The sequence below is a fragment of the Kitasatospora sp. NPDC051702 genome, assembly GCF_040681575.1.
Classification (GTDB): Bacteria; Actinomycetota; Actinomycetes; order Streptomycetales; family Streptomycetaceae; genus Kitasatospora.
In genome coordinates this window covers 245,891-262,058 of sequence record NZ_JBFAZB010000006.1, presented here as the reverse complement: position 1 = coordinate 262,058, position 16,168 = coordinate 245,891, and the positions used below count along the sequence as shown (strand labels likewise).

Annotated in this window: 13 protein-coding genes and 2 pseudogenes; 13 read left to right on the top strand and 2 right to left on the bottom strand. The window is 75.3% G+C overall.

The window, feature by feature from the left end; all coding sequences use genetic code 11:
• Positions 1-190 precede the first annotated feature (190 nt).
• On the top strand, positions 191-1,600 hold the full coding sequence (locus AB0N04_RS08730; protein ID WP_360205970.1) for an acyltransferase: 1,410 nt from the start codon (positions 191-193) through the stop codon (positions 1,598-1,600).
• 75 nt (positions 1,601-1,675) lie between these two features.
• On the opposite strand, the gene manA is transcribed toward AB0N04_RS08730, so the two are convergent.
• Positions 1,676-2,875 carry a mannose-6-phosphate isomerase, class I gene (manA, locus tag AB0N04_RS08725; RefSeq protein WP_360205968.1) on the bottom strand — a complete coding sequence of 400 codons (1,200 nt, stop codon included), beginning with the start codon at positions 2,873-2,875 and terminating at the stop codon, positions 1,676-1,678.
• Between the two features lie 324 nt (positions 2,876-3,199).
• Between manA and AB0N04_RS08720 the strand changes: the two genes are divergently transcribed.
• On the top strand, positions 3,200-3,964 hold the full coding sequence (locus AB0N04_RS08720) for a polyprenol monophosphomannose synthase (RefSeq protein ID WP_360205965.1): 765 nt from the start codon (positions 3,200-3,202) through the stop codon (positions 3,962-3,964).
• Positions 3,965-4,069: 105 nt separating this feature from the next.
• On the opposite strand, the gene AB0N04_RS08715 is transcribed toward AB0N04_RS08720, so the two are convergent.
• Entirely contained in the window at positions 4,070-4,465 is a 396-nt protein-coding gene (locus AB0N04_RS08715) for a helix-turn-helix domain-containing protein (RefSeq protein ID WP_360205962.1), read from the bottom strand.
• A gap of 107 nt (positions 4,466-4,572) precedes the next feature.
• On the opposite strand from AB0N04_RS08715, the gene AB0N04_RS08710 reads away from it, so the two are divergent.
• The 11 genes and pseudogenes from AB0N04_RS08710 (at position 4,573) to AB0N04_RS08660 (ending at position 16,166) form a co-directional block, all read left to right on the top strand.
• A complete protein-coding gene (locus AB0N04_RS08710; protein WP_360205959.1) occupies positions 4,573-5,208 on the top strand; it encodes an NAD(P)H-dependent oxidoreductase in 636 nt (211 codons plus the stop codon).
• Between the two features lie 130 nt (positions 5,209-5,338).
• On the top strand, positions 5,339-6,295 hold the full coding sequence (locus AB0N04_RS08705; RefSeq protein ID WP_360205957.1) for an MBL fold metallo-hydrolase: 957 nt from the start codon (positions 5,339-5,341) through the stop codon (positions 6,293-6,295).
• Between the two features lie 30 nt (positions 6,296-6,325).
• Positions 6,326-6,901 (top strand): annotated as a pseudogene (locus AB0N04_RS08700) (molybdenum cofactor guanylyltransferase); the annotation flags it as partial.
• Positions 6,902-7,043: 142 nt separating this feature from the next.
• Positions 7,044-7,325 (top strand): annotated as a pseudogene (locus AB0N04_RS08695) (DUF6457 domain-containing protein); the annotation flags it as partial.
• A gap of 23 nt (positions 7,326-7,348) precedes the next feature.
• Complete coding sequence (locus tag AB0N04_RS08690; RefSeq protein ID WP_360205954.1) at positions 7,349-8,563, top strand: molybdopterin molybdotransferase MoeA; 1,215 nt, start codon at positions 7,349-7,351, stop codon at positions 8,561-8,563.
• Between the two features lie 22 nt (positions 8,564-8,585).
• Positions 8,586-9,632 carry a potassium channel family protein gene (locus AB0N04_RS08685; protein WP_360205952.1) on the top strand — a complete coding sequence of 349 codons (1,047 nt, stop codon included), beginning with the start codon at positions 8,586-8,588 and terminating at the stop codon, positions 9,630-9,632.
• Between the two features lie 88 nt (positions 9,633-9,720).
• A complete protein-coding gene (locus AB0N04_RS08680) occupies positions 9,721-10,698 on the top strand; it encodes an NAD(P)H-quinone oxidoreductase (RefSeq protein ID WP_360205950.1) in 978 nt (325 codons plus the stop codon).
• Between the two features lie 125 nt (positions 10,699-10,823).
• Positions 10,824-11,771 (top strand): hypothetical protein, encoded by a 948-nt coding sequence (locus AB0N04_RS08675; protein ID WP_360205947.1) that lies wholly within the window; start codon positions 10,824-10,826, stop codon positions 11,769-11,771.
• Between the two features lie 257 nt (positions 11,772-12,028).
• Positions 12,029-12,640, top strand: a complete 612-nt coding sequence (locus AB0N04_RS08670) for a bacterial proteasome activator family protein (RefSeq protein ID WP_360205944.1) — start codon at positions 12,029-12,031, stop codon at positions 12,638-12,640.
• 266 nt (positions 12,641-12,906) lie between these two features.
• Entirely contained in the window at positions 12,907-14,343 is a 1,437-nt protein-coding gene (locus AB0N04_RS08665; RefSeq protein ID WP_360205942.1) for a protein kinase, read from the top strand.
• A 113-nt stretch (positions 14,344-14,456) separates the two neighbouring features.
• Positions 14,457-16,166: a protein kinase gene (locus AB0N04_RS08660; protein WP_360205940.1), complete on the top strand. Its 1,710-nt coding sequence runs from the start codon at positions 14,457-14,459 to the stop codon at positions 16,164-16,166.
• The last annotated feature ends 2 nt before the right edge of the window (positions 16,167-16,168 follow it).

Sequence of the window (16,168 nt, the reverse complement as noted above, 5' to 3'; positions counted from 1 at the left end):
CGATGCTCCGCATGGACTCCCTCCTCGGCGCCGCCGATGCACGCACCCCAACGACGCCCGCTGATCCGACGTGATCCGAAAGACACGCCCTAGGGTCCGTCCGCTCCCCGTCCGCTCCCCGTCCGCGGCCCGGGCCGGCCGGAGGACAGCCGGGGACAGGGGTGTGGCGCGATGGACTACTGTCCCTGCCGTGAAGACGATACGACAGCTGTCCGCCCGCCGGGCCGGGGGAAGCGCGAAGGCCCAGGCCGGCGGGGCAGCCGCCAGGCTGGGCTGGCTCGACGCGCTCCGCGGCGTGGCCGCCCTCGTGGTCGCCCTGCACCACTTCGACGTCCTGAAGCTGCTGCCGGACCGGCTGGCCGCCTTCATCTGGTGGCACGGGGACCTGGGCCTGTACGGCGTCATGCTGTTCTTCCTGGTCAGCGGCTACATCATCCCGGCCTCGCTGGAGCGCCGGGGGGACGTGCGGGCGTTCTGGCTCGGCCGGTTCTTCCGCCTCTGGCCGCCGGTGATCGTCGGCATCGTGGTGGCGCTGGCCATCATCCCGAAGGGTGACGGTTCCGTCGCACTCTTCGCGACCGGCCACAACTACGTGGCGGTGGCCGCCAACGCGACCATGCTGCAGGACTTCATGGGCGTCTGGAACGGCCTGGGCGTCATGTGGACGCTGAGCTACGAGATGGCGTTCTACTACATGGTCACCGCGCTCTTCGCGATCGGTCAGCACCGCCGCAGCGGCCCGATCGCGGTGGCCTTCGCCGCCGTGGCGCTGATCTTCGGCACCTCCATCGCGTCCCACACGATGACCGTCGACGCCGCCTCGACCCACAACCTGGTCTGGGGCGTGGTGCTGATCGTGCTCTTCGCCTTCGCGTGCGTGCTGAGCGGCCGGGCGAACCTGACCCGGATCGGGGCGATCACGCTCGGCGTGCTGGCCTTCGTGCTGATGTACAACAACAGCCGGGCGCCGATGTTCGAGACCCTGATGATCTTCGCGACGATGTTCGCCGGCACCGTGATCTACCGGGCCGAGCGGGGCCAGATCGACCGCATGCAGGCCGTGCTCTGCTGCGGCTTCGTGATCGCCGCGGGCGTGGCGATCGGCTTCTTCTTCAACCACAGCGGCATGGAGAACAACACCTGGACGGCCGGTCCGCGCGCCTGGGTCGGCTCCTACCTCGGGGCCTGGATCAGCTTCGGGATCGGCTTCGCGCTGCGCAAGCGCCGCTTCCCGAAGCCGCTGACCTGGCTCGGCGGGATCAGCTTCTCGCTCTACCTGCTGCACGTCCCGGTGCTGCACACCCTCCACCACCTGCTGGACGTGCCCAAGGTGCCCCCGACGACCGGCGGCAAGCTCATCTGGACCGTCGAGTACCTCGCCGTGATCATGCTGGTGAGCTGGGTGATGTACAAGCTGGTCGAGCTGCCCGTGCAGAAGCTCGGCCGCAGGGCGAGCAAGGCGGTCGAACGCCGTTGGCCCTCCGGCGACCCGCTGACGGCCCCCGTGACGGCCGCGCCCGCCACGGGCGCGGTGGCCCGCCCCGAGGAGCCGGTGCCGGCCGAGGTCGGCGCCGGGGGCCCGGGGCAACGGGTCGGCTGACCGTCCGGACGGACGCGCGAAGGGCTCCCCTCCCGCTCGGGAGGGGAGCCCTTCGGCGTGCGGCGCCGGACGCCGTCAGACGGTGACGGTGGCGCGGAAGAGCGTGGTGCCGGTGCCGGCGAGTCGGGTCGGGGCGCCGGTGGCCGGGAGGAAGGCCGACTGGCCGCGGGCCAGGTCCAGGGTGGTGCCGTCGGCCGAGGTGAGTCGGGCGGTGCCGGCCGTGCAGAGCAGGATCTGCGGGGTGCGGCCGTCGATCTCGCGCTCCCGGCCGTCCAGGGTGAAGCGGGAGAGCCGGAACTCGTCGATCGGGACGGGGTACAGCTCCTCGCCCGGGGTGCCCTCGACCGGGGCGGGGTGCAGGACGTCGGGCGCGCCGGCCTCGAAGACCACGACCTTCAGCAGCTCCGGCAGGTCGACGTGCTTGGGGGTGAGGCCGGCCCGCAGCACGTTGTCGGAGTTGGCCTGCAGCTCGACGCAGACGCCGGACAGGTAGGCGTGCGGCACGCCGGCGCCCAGGTAGAGGGCCTCCCCGGCCCGCAGCCGGACGTGGTTGAGCAGCAGCGCCGCGATGAGGCCGCGGTCGGCGGGGAAGTCCTTGGCGATCCGGGCGTACGGAGCGTAGACGCCGTCCGGGTCGAGGCCGTCGCGCTCCGCCAGCACCTCGGCGGTCTCCCGGACGGTCCGCCCGGCCGCCGGGCCGTCCATGGTGAGGATGGCGGCCAGGGTGGTGCGCAGCGCCTCGGTCTCGTCCTCGGCGGCCAGTAGGCCGATCAGCGGGTCGAGTCCGGGCACCGCGAGCCCGGCCAGCACCCGGGCCGCCTCGGCCGGCCGGCGGAAGCCGCAGAGGCCCTCGAACTCGCCCAGCGCGCAGACCATTTCGGGCTTGTGGTTGGCGTCGCGGTAGCTCCGCTCGGGGGCGTCCAGCGGGATGCCGAGGGCGTTCTCGGCGGCGAAGCCGGCGCGGGCCTGGTCGAGCGTGGGGTGGGCCTGGATGGACAGCGCGGTGCCCGCGGCGAGGACCTTGAACAGGAACGGCAGGGTCGGGCCGAACCGGGCGACGGCCGCGGCGCCGAGCTCGCCCTCCGGGTCGGCCGCGATCAGCTCGTCCAGCCGGCGGGGCCCGTCGCCCCGGTCGGCGCGGGACGGGTCGCCGGGGTGGGCGCCCATCCACAGCTCGGCCTGCGGTTCGCCGGTCGGCTCCTGCCCGAGCAACTCGGGCAGGGCGGTCGGGGAGCCCCAGGCGTACGGGCGGACGGTGTTGACGAGCCTGTCCATGCGCGCGGTCCTACTCCTTCGCTGGGTGGCGGGTGTGCCGGATCACCGGGTGCGGGCCCGGCGATGCGGGGGTCCGGGCACAGGCAGGGCATCGACCCTAGCGGACCGGTGTCGCCGACGGGGAAACGGTGGGCGACCGTGGGGAGTGCCGCGGCCGGACCGGCGGTTCCCGGGCGCGGTAGTAGGATGCCAGGACGCAGTAGTCTCCGCCCCGCAGCAGTCTCCACCGTGGTCATCCCGCAGGCGGGCTGCCGGTGGAGCCGCGTTCCAGAGTGCGGGCGACGGTGTTCTGACACTCCCCGTCATCGGCCGAGAGGTTTGTACGTGACCGTGAACCAGCAGAGTTTTGCTGATCTCGGCAGGGTCCTGGTGATCATTCCGACCTACAACGAGGCGGAGAACGTCGAGCGGATCGTCGGCCGGGTCCGGGCCGCGGTGCCCGAGGCCCACGTGCTGGTCGCCGACGACAACAGCCCGGACGGCACCGGCGAGCTGGCCGACAAGCTGGCCGCCGAGGACCCGCACGTGCACGTGATGCACCGCAAGGGCAAGGAGGGCCTGGGCGCCGCCTACCTCGCGGGCTTCCGCTGGGGCATCGACCACGACTACGACGTCCTGGTGGAGATGGACGCGGACGGCTCCCACCAGCCCGAGGAGCTCGACCGGCTGCTGGCCGCGCTGCGCGGCGCCGATCTGGTCCTGGGCTCGCGCTGGGTGCCCGGCGGCCGGGTGGTGAACTGGCCGAAGTCGCGGCTGCTGCTCTCCCGCGGCGGCTCGACCTACTCGCGGCTGATGCTGGGCGTGCCGATCCGGGACGTCACCGGCGGCTACCGGGCCTTCCGCAAGGAGACCCTGCTGGGCCTGGGCATGGACGAGGTGGCCTCGGCCGGGTACTGCTTCCAGGTCGACCTGGCCTGGCGCACGGTGAAGGCCGGCTTCAAGGTGGCCGAGGTGCCGATCACCTTCGTCGAGCGCGAGCTCGGTGCGTCCAAGATGAGCCGCAGCATCGTGGTCGAGGCGCTGTGGCGGGTGACCTCCTGGGGTCTCTCCGACCGGCTGGCCCGGCTGCGCGGCGGCGCCGGGCGCTGACCCGGCCCCGCCCCCACGTTCACGCCCGGGGCCCGTCCGTCTTCCCGACGGACGGGCCCCGGGCGTTTTCGCGCACGTGCGGCCCCGGCGGGAACCGGACACGCCTCAGCAGCCGCCCGGGTGCAGGGCGCTCTCGGGCAGGTGGCGGTCGGCCCAGAGGGCGAGTTCGGTGAGCGCGGGCTTCAGCGCGACGCCGGCCTCGGTGAGCCGGTAGCTGACCCGCAGCGGCGGTCCGGCGTCGACCTCGCGCAGGACCAGCCCGGCCTCGGCGAGTTCGGTGAGCCGGTCGGAGAGCATCCGTTCGCTGATGCCGGGGATGGTGCGCCGCAGCTCGGAGAAGTAGGCCGGCCCGTGGCTGAGCACGGCGACCACGATGCCCGTCCAGCGCTTGCCGAGCAGTCCGAAGACCCTGGTCAGGGCGGGGGAGGCGGCCGCGCAGTGCCCCGTGGGCACTCCGGGAGGGGCCTGGAGCCGGTCGGTCGCTAGCTCGTGGTCGGACATGCCACCAGCGTACCGGACCCTTCGCTAGTGACTGCAGAAAAGTAAGCTGCTACGGTAGTTGCAGCTGCAGGGGAAAGAGCAGCTGCTAATTCTATGGAGGCCCCACCATGCCCACGCTCCTGCACATCGACTCCTCGGCCGTCGTCGACGGATCCGTCTCCCGCGAGGTCACCGCCGCCTTCCGGGCCGCCTGGGAGGCCGAGCACCCCGGGGGCACCGTCGTCTACCGCGACCTCGCCGTCGAGGACATCCCGCACCTGGACGCGCACGGCATCGTCGCCGGCTTCGTCCCGGCCGAGGGCCGCAGCGCCGAGCAGGCCGCCGCCTTCGCCCTGCGCGAGCAGCTGATGACCGAACTGGAGCAGGCCGACGCCGTGCTCATCGGCAGCCCGATGTACAACTTCACGATCCCGTCCAGCCTCAAGGCCTGGCTGGACCAGGTGATCCTGGTCGGCCGCACCGCCGGCGAGAACCCCTCCGCCAAGGGCACCCCGGTGACCGTCGTCGCCGCCCGCGGCGGCTCCTACGCCCCCGGCGCCCCGCGCGAGCCGTACGAGTTCGTCACCACCTACCTGGAGAAGGTGCTGACCGGCATGCTCGGGCTGGAGGTCGACTTCATCGTCCCCGAGTTCACCCTCGCGCCGAGCGTCCCCGCACTCGCCGACTTCATCCCGCAGGCCGCCGAGTCCAAGGCGCGGGCCCTGGAGGAGGCCGCCCGCCGGGCCAAGGGGCTGGCCGCCTGAGCCCGGGCCGCCCCGGGTGACCGGTGCCGGAAGGCGCGCCCCGACGGGCGCGCCTTCCGCGCAATCGGGTGCCCGTGCTCCCATGCTGTAGGGCGCAGGAAACCCGACCGCAGAACAGAGGGAGCAGCCAGTGACGTCGTCCCCGCCCGAGGAGGGCCCCGGCGCGGACCGCACGGACGCCGGAGCCGCCGGCGGCCCGGACGGCCAGCGGCCCACCCCGCCGCTGGAGGTCGCCGTCTTCACCGGCCCCGAGACGGCCTTCTTCGCCACCTCCACGCTGATCGTCGGCGAGCACACCGCGATCCTGGTCGACGCCCAGCTCACCCGCAGCGCCGGCCGCGAACTCGCCGAATGGGTCGCCGGCAAGGGCCGCCGGCTGCTCGCCATCGTCGTCACCCACCAGCACCCCGACCACTACTTCGGCGCCGAGGAGGTGCTGAAGCTCTTCCCCGACGCCCGGCTGCTCGCGGCGCCCGCCGTGGTGGACGGCATCCGGCGCACCGCGGCCGCCAAGGTCGCCCAGTGGAAGCCGGTCTACGGCGACGACATCCCGGACCGCCCGCTGATCCCCGCCCCGCTGCTGCCCCAGCCGCTGATGCTCGACCGCCAGGTCATCCCGGTGCTGCTGCTCGGCCAGGCCGACTGCGGCGACTCGACCGTCGTCCACGTGCCGAGCATCCGGACCGTCATCGCCGGGGACTTCGTCTACAACGGCACCCACGTCTGGACCTCCGACACCACCCCCGCCCAGCGGACCACCTGGGGCCACAACCTCGGCCGGATCGCCGACCTCGGTGCCGACCGGGTCATCGCCGGCCACCGCGCCCCCGACCGGGGCGACGACGCCGCCCGGGTGCTCGCCTTCACCGGCGAGTACCTGCAGGACTTCGACCGGCTGCTGGCCGAGCACCCGGACGACCCGGAGGCGCTGGTCACCGCGATGAACGCCCGGTACGGGGAGCTGACCCTGCCGGTCATCCTGGAGCTGGGCGCCGCCGCCAACACCGCGCGCACGTCGGCGGAGGCGGAGGAGGGGCCGTCGGGGGAGGAGCCCGGGGAGGATCCGGGCGAGGACCGGGCCCGGTAGGACCCGGCCCCGGGGGCGGATACTGGCCGCATGACGCCGTACGACGTGATCGTCCCGGCGGGCGGCGCCGCCCGGCGCCTCGGCGGCGCCGACAAGCCCGGCCTGACCGTGGGCGGGACCACCCTGCTCGACCGGGTCCTCGCCGCCTGCACGGGGGCCCGCACCACCGTCGTGGTCGGCCCCGCCCGGCCGACCGCCCGCGACGGCGTCCGCTGGACCAGGGAACGGCCGCCCGGAGGCGGCCCGGTCTCAGCCGTCGCCGCCGGGCTCGACCTGGTCACCGCGCCGACCGTCCTGCTGCTCGCCGCCGACCTGCCCTTCCTCGACCGGCGGACCGTCGACCGGCTGGTCGCCGCCCTCGACCGGGCCGGACCGGACGTCGACGCCGCCGTGCTGGTCGACGCCGGCGGCCGCGACCAGCCGCTCGCCGCCGCCTACCGCACCGGCCCGCTGCGCGCCGCGCTCGCCGGGCTCGGCGCCCCGGACGGCCTCCCGCTGCGCCGCCTCACCGGCGGCCTCGCCCGGCTGCGGGTGGCCGACACCGACGGCGTCGCCCACGACTGCGACACCTGGGAGGACCTGGCACAGGCCCGCGAGCGCGACCGCTCGTAGCCCCCGCCGACCCCTGCCGGCCCCCTGCAGCCCCCCTTCCGGGCCGTTCCGGGGTCGCTCCTCACGGCCGGTGCGCCCGGGCGTGCGGGAAACGAAGCGCGTCGCACACGGGGTGAACACCTCGGGGTAACCGCCGATCAGGCAGCATGGGCGCATGGAGCGCACGCTGGAGGACTGGATCGCCGAGGTCAGGGCCGACCTGGGCATCGACCTGGACGTCGACGTCCGGGGACTGCTCGACCTGACCAGGGTGGTCGCACACGGGGTGGCCCGCCCGGCCGCGCCGCTGACCGCCTTCCTGATCGGCTACGCGGCCGCCCAGCAGGGCGGTGGGCCGGAGGCCGTGGCCGAGGCCGCCCGCCGGACGGCCGTGCTCGCCGAGCGCTGGAGCGCCGCCGCCGGGCCGGGCGAGCCGTGACCACCGCGGAACGGACCCCCACCATGGCCGCCCCGTCCACCGGCCCCGCGGCGTCGAGCTGGCCCCGGGCCCGCGAGACCGCCCGTCGGGCCGGGCTCCGCCCGCTGCCGGCGGTCGCACTGCCGCTCGCCGAGACGCTCGGCCGCACGCTCGCCGAGCCGCTCACCGCGCTCACCGACCTGCCCGCCTTCGACACCTCCGCGATGGACGGCTGGGCGGTCGCCGGGCCCGGCCCCTGGCGGGTCGCCGGGCGGGTGCTGGCCGGCCGGGTCGAGGTCGCCCCGCTCGCCGACGGCGCCGCCGTCGAGATCGCCACCGGCGCCCAGCTGCCGCCGGGCGCCACCGCGGTGCTGCGCCGCGAGCACGGCCGCACGGACGGCACCCTGCTGCGCGACCACGGCCCCCAGCCGCTCACCACCGGCCAGGACGTCCGGCCGCGCGGCCAGGAGTGCCGGCGCGGCGAGACCCTGCTGCCCGGCGGCACCCCGGTCGGGCCGTCCGTGCTCGGCCTGGCCGCCGCCTGCGGCCACGACCGGCTCGCCGTCCGCCGCCGCCCGGTGGTCGAACTGCTCGTCCTCGGTGACGAGTTGCTCTCCACGGGGGTGCCCGGTCCGGGCCTGGTGCGGGACGCCCTCGGGCCGCTGCTGCCGCCCTGGCTGCAGGCGGCCGGCGCCGAGGTGGCCGACGTCCGAGCCGTCCGCGACGACTACGGGATGCTCCGGGACGCGCTGCGGCACTCCACCGCCGACGTCGTGGTCACCACCGGTGGGACGGCGGCCGGCCCGGTCGACTTCCTGCACCGCGCCCTCGCCGAGGCCGGGGCCCGGCTGCTGGTGGACGGCGTCGCCGTCCGCCCCGGCCACCCGATGCTGCTGGCCGAACTGCCCCAGTCCGGCCCGCCCCGGTCCGAGCCGGCCGGCACCCGCCACCTGGTGGGGCTGCCCGGCAACCCGCTGGCCGCCGTCGCCGGGACGGTCACCCTCGCCCTGCCGCTGCTGCACGCCCGCAGCGGGCGGGCGCTCGGTGCACCCGTCCTCGCGCCGGCCGCCGTCGTCCTGCCCGGGCACCCGGTGGACACCCGGCTGCTCCCCGTCCGGCACACCGCCGCCGGCGTCGTCCCGCTGGCCTTCGACGGGCCCGCGATGCTGCGCGGCCTCGCCCGGGCCGACGCGCTGGCCGTCGTCCCGCCCGGCGGTGCGGCGGCCGGCGACCCCGTCGAACTACTGGAGGGGCCGTGAGCGGACAGGACGGGGTCAGCGGATGAAGGGGCGGCGCAGGGAGCCGACGCCGGGCACCGAGCCCTGGGCGGACGCCGGGATCGTGCTGCCCGCCCGGCGGGCCGCCCCGGCCGTCCGCCAGGTCGGCTCCCGGCTGCTGGTGGCGTTCGCCGTACTGGTCGCCACCACGCTGATCGTCTACGTCGACCGCGGCGGCTACAACGACAACGCGGGCGGCGGCGTCAGCTTCCTCGACGCGGCCTACTACGCCACCGTGACGCTCTCCACCACCGGGTACGGCGACATCACCCCGTTCAGTGACGGCGCCCGGCTCACCAACATCTTCGTGATCACCCCGCTGCGCGTGCTGTTCCTGATCATCCTGGTCGGCACCACGCTGGAGGTGCTCACCGAACGCACCCGCCAGCAGTGGCGGTTGAACCGCTGGAGGTCCACCGTGCGCGAGCACACCGTCGTCATCGGCTACGGCACCAAGGGCCGCAGCGCCGTCGACACCCTGCTCGGACAGGGGGTGAAGAAGGAGGAGATCGTCGTCGTCGACCCGCAGCGCAAGGTGATCGACCAGGCCGCCCAGCACGGGCTGGTCGGCGTGGTCGGCGACGCCACCCGCACCGACACGCTGCTGCGCGCCGCGCTGCCCGCCGCCGCCCGGGTGGTGATCGCGCCCGAACGGGACGACACCGCCGTCCTGGTCACCCTGACGGCGCGCCAGCTGAACAAGGCCGCCACCGTGGTCGCGGCCGTCCGGGAGGACGAGAACGCCCCGCTGCTGAGGCAGAGCGGAGCGGACGTCGTGGTGACCAGCTCCAGCTCGGCCGGCCGGCTGCTCGGCATGTCGATGCTCAGCCCGCACGCCGGCGAGGTGATGGAGGACCTCCTGACCTACGGCAACGGCCTGGACGTGGTCGAGCGCCCCGTCACCCGGGCCGAGGCCGGGCACGGTCCGCGCGAGTGCGAGGACCTGGTGGTCGCGGTGGTCCGCGGCCGCCGGGTGCTCAACTACACCGAGCCCGAGGCGGCCGTGCTCCAGCTCACCGACCGGGTGATCGTCATCCGGCCGGCCGGCTGACCGGCCCCGCCGCACCGGCGGGTGAGCGGCGTGCCGGGCCCGGGGGCCCGTCCGCCGGAAGCGCCCTGACGCGCAGTAGGTTCGGGGCATGCATGCGATGACGATTCCCGTACCCGGCGGCCCCGAGGCACTGGTGTGGGCCGAGGTGCCCGACCCGGTGCCCGGCGAGGGCGAGGTCCTGGTCGAGGTGGCGGCCACCGCCGTCAACCGTGCCGATCTGCTCCAGCGGCAGGGCCACTACAACCCGCCGCCCGGCGCCTCGCCCTACCCCGGGCTGGAGTGCGCCGGGCGGATCGTCGCGCTGGGCCCGGGGGTGTCGGGCTGGGCGGTCGGCGACGAGGTGTGCGCGCTGCTGTCCGGCGGCGGCTACGCGCAGCTGGTCGCGGTGCCGAGCGGGCAGCTGCTGCCGCTGCCCGCGGGCCTGGGCTTCGAGGAGGCCGCGGCGCTGCCCGAGGTCGCCTGCACGGTGTGGTCCAACGTGTTCCTCACCGCCCACCTGCGACCCGGCGAGACGGTGCTGCTGCACGGCGGCGCGAGCGGCATCGGGACCATGGCGATCCAGCTGGCCAAGGCGGTCGGGGCCCGGGTCGCGGTCACCGCGGGCAGCGCCGCGAAGCTGGCCCGCTGCGCCGAGCTCGGCGCCGACGTCCTGATCGACTACCGCGAGCAGGACTTCGTCCGGGCGCTCGCGGAGGCCACCGACGGGGCCGGGGCCGACGTGATCCTCGACATCATGGGCGCCAGGTACCTGCAGCGGAACGTGGACGCGCTGGCGGTCAACGGGCGGCTGGTGATCATCGGGCTGCAGGGCGGGGTGAAGGGCGAACTCGACCTCAACGCGCTGCTGCGCAAGCGCGCCGCGGTGATCGCCACCAACCTGCGCGGGCGCCCGCTGGCGGAGAAGGCGGCGATCGTGGCGGCGGTGCGCGAGCACGTGTGGCCGCTGGTCGAGTCCGGGGTGGTGAAGCCGGTGGTCGACCGGGTGCTGCCGCTGGGCGAGGCCGGTGCGGGGCACCGGGTGCTGGAGGCGGGGGAGCAGGTCGGGAAGGTCGTGCTCAAGGCCTGAACCGGGCCCGGCCGGGGGGATGCGTGTCCGAAATGCCTTGATTGTCGGAATGTGTGAGGCTGGTCCGGAGCTGTCCCGCCGCCGACCCCGCCCCGCGCGGTCGGCCGTCGGAAGGACCTCCGACCGTGGCCGCACCAACGCACCCCCTCGGGCCGCTGCCCACCGCGCCGCACCACCGTCGTACCCGCAGTGCGGACCCGGGCCGGGCCCGCCGGCTGATCGCGGCGGCCGTGCTGGGGCTCACGCTCCCGCTGGCCGCCGCCTCCGTGGCGGCCGCCGCGCCGTCCCCCGCGTCCGTCCCGGCGACCACACCGTCCTCGTCCTCGCCCGCGGGGGAGGACGCGGCGGAGCCGACCGGTGCCGCCGAGCCCGCCGAGCAGGCGGAGGTCACCGGCCCGGCCGCGCCGACCGCCGGGCCGGTCCGCTCCGGCTCGCCCTCGGCCGTGCCGAGCGCCCCGGCCACCGGCACGGACCCGGGCACCGCCGCGACCCAGGAGGCCACGGCGCCACCCGCCCCGAGCACCGCCGCCCCGACCGGCACCCGCCCGACGGCCGCGGCCCCGGCGGTGCCCGCCGCCGCACCCGTCCCGGCCGCCGCGCCGCCGCAGCACGCGGTCGCCCGGCCGCGCCCCGACGACGAGCCGCGGGCGCACCGCCACCGCCCCGCCTCGGCGCCCGAACGCGCCGACCGTGCCGACGCCGCCCCGGGCCAGGTGCCCGGCCAGGTGCCCGGGCAGGCCCCCGCACAGGCGCCGGACCAGGCTCCCGGCCAGGCCGCCGAACAGCCGGCCGAGCAGGCCCCCGGGCAGGCGCCGGACCAGGCCCCGGACCAGGCCCCGGCCGGCGGCACGGACCGCGCCGAGGCCGACCCGGGCACCCCGGACCAGGCGGACCCGGCCGACGACGCCGCCCCGCAGGCCGTCACCACCGCGAGCGGCCAGAGCCTCGCCGCCCCCGCCGTCCTGCCCGCCCGCTGGCGGGACGCCTCCACGGTGCAACTGCCGCTGGGCGCCGGCCTGGGCCTGATCGGCTGCGGGCTGGCGCTGATCGGTGTGCGGCTGCGGAAGGGCTGAGACCGCGCCGACCGCCGGGGGCGGGGGAGGTTCGGTGAGGGGTCCGTGTCGACGGCCGGCCGGCCGCCCGCGGACGGACCGGGCGGGCCGGGAGGGCCGCGGGGCCGAGCGGGGCGCGGTCCGGCCGGGGCCGGAACTGAGTACCCGTACGGATTCCGGCGCGGCGCCCGGGGGCGTACCGTCGTCAGCGGTGGCTCGGGTCGGCGGGCGCACGGGGGCTTCCGCCCGACCAACCCCAGTGAGAGAGAATGTTGTTCATGACGAATCCGATGAACGAGCGCTCGTCGCAGCAGCCCTTCCAGGCGGCCGGCGGGCAGTCGCACGACGGCCAGAAGGTGCTGATCGTCGGACCGGACGGGCTGCCGGTGGGCCAGGGGTTCGCCGGGCCGGCGGGGGACGACGACGAGGGGGAGCTCCCGCGCGAGCTCCCGGTGACCGAGATGGTCGAGCAGCCCGCCAAGGTCATGCGGATCGGCAGCATGATCAAGCAGCTGCTCGAGGAGGTCCGGGCGGCGCCCCTCGACGAGGCCAGCCGGGCCCGGCTGAAGGACATCCACGCCAGCTCGATCAAGGAGCTGGAGCTCGGCCTGGCCCCCGAGCTGGTGGCCGAGCTGGAGCGGCTGTCGCTGCCGTTCACCGAGGACAGCATCCCGACCGAGGCCGAGCTGCGGATCGCCCAGGCCCAGCTGGTCGGCTGGCTGGAGGGGCTGTTCCACGGCATCCAGACCGCGCTGTTCGCCCAGCAGATGGCGGCGCGGGCCCAGCTGGAGCAGATGCGCCGGGCCCTCCCGCCCGGCCTGCACGGCGGCGACGCGGACGAGGACGAGCCGGGCCAGGGCCGCGGCATCCGTTCCGGCCCGTACCTGTAGGACACCCGTAGGACACGCCGGAACCGGACGTACCACGACGATCCGCCCCGGGCCGAGGCACCGCCGGACGGTGCCGGCGGCCCGGGTCCAGGACCGGCCCTGGACCGATCACCGTCGGCGGGAGCCGATACCCTGGCCCCTGCCGCAGGCCGGTCGGACCGCCGCGGCAGGGGTTCGCCGGGCCAGCGGGCCGGGCCACCACGCACGGACGAGACCGAACGTCACGGTCGCGGCGCCACGGCCGCGCCGAGGGGGAGCAGAGGACCATGAGCGAGCACGGGAACGCGGCGGTCGAGGGCTTCTCCCTGGGCAACGGCCGCTACGTCCTCCAGCGGCTGCTGGGCGAGGGCGGCATGGCGTCCGTGCACCTCGCCTACGACAGCGTGCTGGACCGGCAGGTCGCGCTGAAGAGCATGCACAGCGAGCTCGGCCGGGACGACTCGTTCAAGGAGCGGTTCCGCCGCGAGGCCCAGGCGGTGGCCCGGCTGGAGCACCCGAACATCGTCACGGTGTACGACAGCGGCGAGGACGTCGCGCCCGACGGCTCCAGCACGCCGTACATCGTCATGCAGCTGATCGACGGCAAGGGCCTGCGCGAGGCGATCAACGAGGCGGTCGCCCAGTACGGCGCGATGCCGACCGAGGAGGCCCTGCGGGTCATCGTCGGCGTGCTGAACGCGCTGGAGGCCTCGCACGACATGTCGCTCGTGCACCGCGACATCAAGCCCGGCAACGTCATGTTCGACCGCAAGGGCAACGTCAAGGTCATGGACTTCGGCATCGCCCGGGCGCTGGAATCGGGCGTCACGTCGATGACGCAGACCGGCATGGTGGTCGGCACCCCGCAGTACCTGTCGCCCGAGCAGGCCCTCGGCAAGCCGGTGGACGCCCGCTCCGACCTCTACTCGGTCGGCGTGATGCTCTTCGAGATGCTCACCGGCCAGCTGGTCTTCGACGGCGACTCGGCGTTCTCGATCGCCTACAAGCACGTCCAGGAGGAGCCGCCCGCGCCGTCCACCCTCAACCGGTCGGTCACGCCGGCGGTGGACGCCTTCGTCGCCCAGGCGCTGCGCAAGGACCCGGCCCACCGGTTCCAGAGCGCGGCGGCGATGCGCGACGAGGCGGAGCGGCTGATCGCGGCCGCCAAGGGCGGCGGCAGCGGGCACCCGCTGCAGGCCAGCACCCCGCTGGTGATCAACGAGGGCCCGCGCTCGGTGCACGCCGCGCCGCAGGCCCCGCAGACGCCCCACCCGCAGTACCTGCAGGGCCAGCAGCCGCAGTACCAGACGCCGCCGCCGGCCTTCCAGCAGCCGCACCCGCAGGCGCCGCAGACCCCGCACCCCTTCCCGCAGCAGCCGCAGTACCAGACCCCGCCGCCGGCCTTCCAGCAGCCGCGCCCGCAGGCCCACACCCCGCACCCGCAGTACCTCCGGCAGGGCGGGCCGCAGCCGGCGCACACCCCGCCCCCGCAGCCGATGCCGCCGTACCAGCAGCCGAAGGCGCCCAGCGGCGGCGGCTGCTCGACCGCCGTCGTGGTGGTCGGGATCATCATCGGCGTGCTCGTGCTGGCCGGCATCATCATCGCGATCGTGGTCAACAAGGCCCAGGACAAGCAGAAGGCCAAGACCGGCCACACCACCGGGGCGCGTCCCGCGGCGGTGCTGGTGGTGGACTCCCCGGCCGACCGGAATGGCCTGCTCTGACGCTTTGCGGCCGGTTCGGGCGTGCTACGGGCCCGCTCGGGAAGCGGTAGCGTTCGGGGAATACGTAAGCGACAGGGCACCGCGATCCGAGCGAACGCCCGGGGCGAGGAGCGATGGCACAGACGCAGCATCCGGACGACGACGAGGGTGCCTACCCGCCGGTCATCGGGGCGCCCGGTGCCCAGACCCCCGGGCGCGGCACCGCCGCCCCGCTGGGTACGGTCGGTGACGGCCGCTACCGGCTGACCCACCGGCTCGGCCGCGGCGGCATGGCCGAGGTGTTCGCCGCCGAGGACGTCCGGCTGGGCCGGACCGTGGCGGTCAAGCTGCTCCGCGGCGAGCTGGCCCAGGACGACATCGCCCGGCTGCGCTTCACCCGCGAGGCACACGCCGTCGCCGCGCTCAACCACCACTCGATCGTCGCGGTCTACGACACCGGCGAGGAGTACGTCGGGGACGAGTCCACGCCGTACATCGTGATGGAGCTGGTCGAGGGCCGGACGGTCCGCGAGCTGCTGATGGACGAGCAGGAGCCGCCCGTCGACCAGGCGCTGATCATCATCGCCGGGGTGCTGGAGGCGCTCGCCTACAGCCACCGGCACGGCATCGTCCACCGCGACATCAAGCCCGCCAACGTCATCATCACGACCGCGGGCGCGGTCAAGGTGATGGACTTCGGCATCGCCCGGGCGCTGACCGGCACCGCCAGCACGATGACCCAGACCGGCATGGTCATGGGCACCCCGCAGTACCTGTCGCCGGAGCAGGCCCTCGGCAAGCCGGTCGACCACCGGTCCGACCTGTACGCGGCCGGCTGCATGCTCTACGAACTGCTGACGCTGCGCCCGCCGTTCACCGGCGACACCCCGCTGTCGGTGGTCTACCAGCACGTCCAGGACATGCCGGTGCCGCCCTCGCACGCCAACGGCCGGGTGCCGGCCGGGCTCGACCAGCTGGTGCTGCGCTCGCTGGCCAAGAACCCGGACGACCGCTTCCAGGACGCCGACGAGTTCCGCGCGCACGTCCAGCACGCACTGCGCGAGATGCACGGCGCGGCCGGGGCCGGCTGGGCCGGCGCGGCGGCCGGGCTGGCCGCCGCCGGGCAGGGCAACACCGGTGCCACCCAGGTGATCCGGCCGGACCAGACCGCGGCCACCGCGGCCTTCGGCGCGGTCGGCCCGGGGGACCAGACCTCGGTGATGCACCGGGCGCCGGGCGGCCCGCACACCCCGTCCGGGCCCTACCAGGGGGCCGGCGGCCCGTACGGCGGCGGTCACGGCGACGGCGGTGACGAGGACGACCACCCCCGTCGGCGCGGTCCGTGGGCCTGGGTGGCCGGGATCGCGGCCGTCCTGGTCGCCTCCGGGGTCGGCATCGCGTTCGCGCTCAGCGGCAGTGGCGGCGGCGACGTGAAGACGCCGCCCTCGCAGACCGTGCCCGCCCCGATGACCAGCACCACCGAGCCCGGTACGCCGACCCAGAGCGGCGTCCAGACCCCGCCGGCCACCAACACCGGCACCCGGCGCCCGCAGCAGCCGACCGACAACGGCAACTACAGCGGTGGCAACAACGGCGGCAACAACATGTCGCCGGCGCCGACTTCGGGCCGGCACTCGCCGACCACGACGCCGAGCACGACCCCGTCGCACACGGCGACCGGCACCCCGACCGGGACGGGCACGCCCACCACGGCGCCCAGCGCGTCGAGCACGGGCGGCGGTGGCAGCTCGCCGACCTCGCAGCCGGTGCCGACCCAGCCGTCGAAGCCGCCCGTCACGGTGCCCGCGCCGTCGGGCACGGCCGGCGCGGTGGGCGGCAACTGACG

Coding starts and splice junctions, on each gene's coding strand:
- manA (WP_360205968.1), bottom strand. CDS start 2,875: ATGGACAGGCTCGTCAACACCGTCCGCCCGTACGCCTGGGGCTCCCCG.
- AB0N04_RS08715 (WP_360205962.1), bottom strand. CDS start 4,465: ATGTCCGACCACGAGCTAGCGACCGACCGGCTCCAGGCCCCTCCCGGA.
- AB0N04_RS08710 (WP_360205959.1), top strand. CDS start 4,573: ATGCCCACGCTCCTGCACATCGACTCCTCGGCCGTCGTCGACGGATCC.
- AB0N04_RS08690 (WP_360205954.1), top strand. CDS start 7,349: ATGGCCGCCCCGTCCACCGGCCCCGCGGCGTCGAGCTGGCCCCGGGCC.
- AB0N04_RS08685 (WP_360205952.1), top strand. CDS start 8,586: ATGAAGGGGCGGCGCAGGGAGCCGACGCCGGGCACCGAGCCCTGGGCG.
- AB0N04_RS08680 (WP_360205950.1), top strand. CDS start 9,721: ATGCATGCGATGACGATTCCCGTACCCGGCGGCCCCGAGGCACTGGTG.
- AB0N04_RS08670 (WP_360205944.1), top strand. CDS start 12,029: ATGACGAATCCGATGAACGAGCGCTCGTCGCAGCAGCCCTTCCAGGCG.
- AB0N04_RS08665 (WP_360205942.1), top strand. CDS start 12,907: ATGAGCGAGCACGGGAACGCGGCGGTCGAGGGCTTCTCCCTGGGCAAC.
- AB0N04_RS08660 (WP_360205940.1), top strand. CDS start 14,457: ATGGCACAGACGCAGCATCCGGACGACGACGAGGGTGCCTACCCGCCG.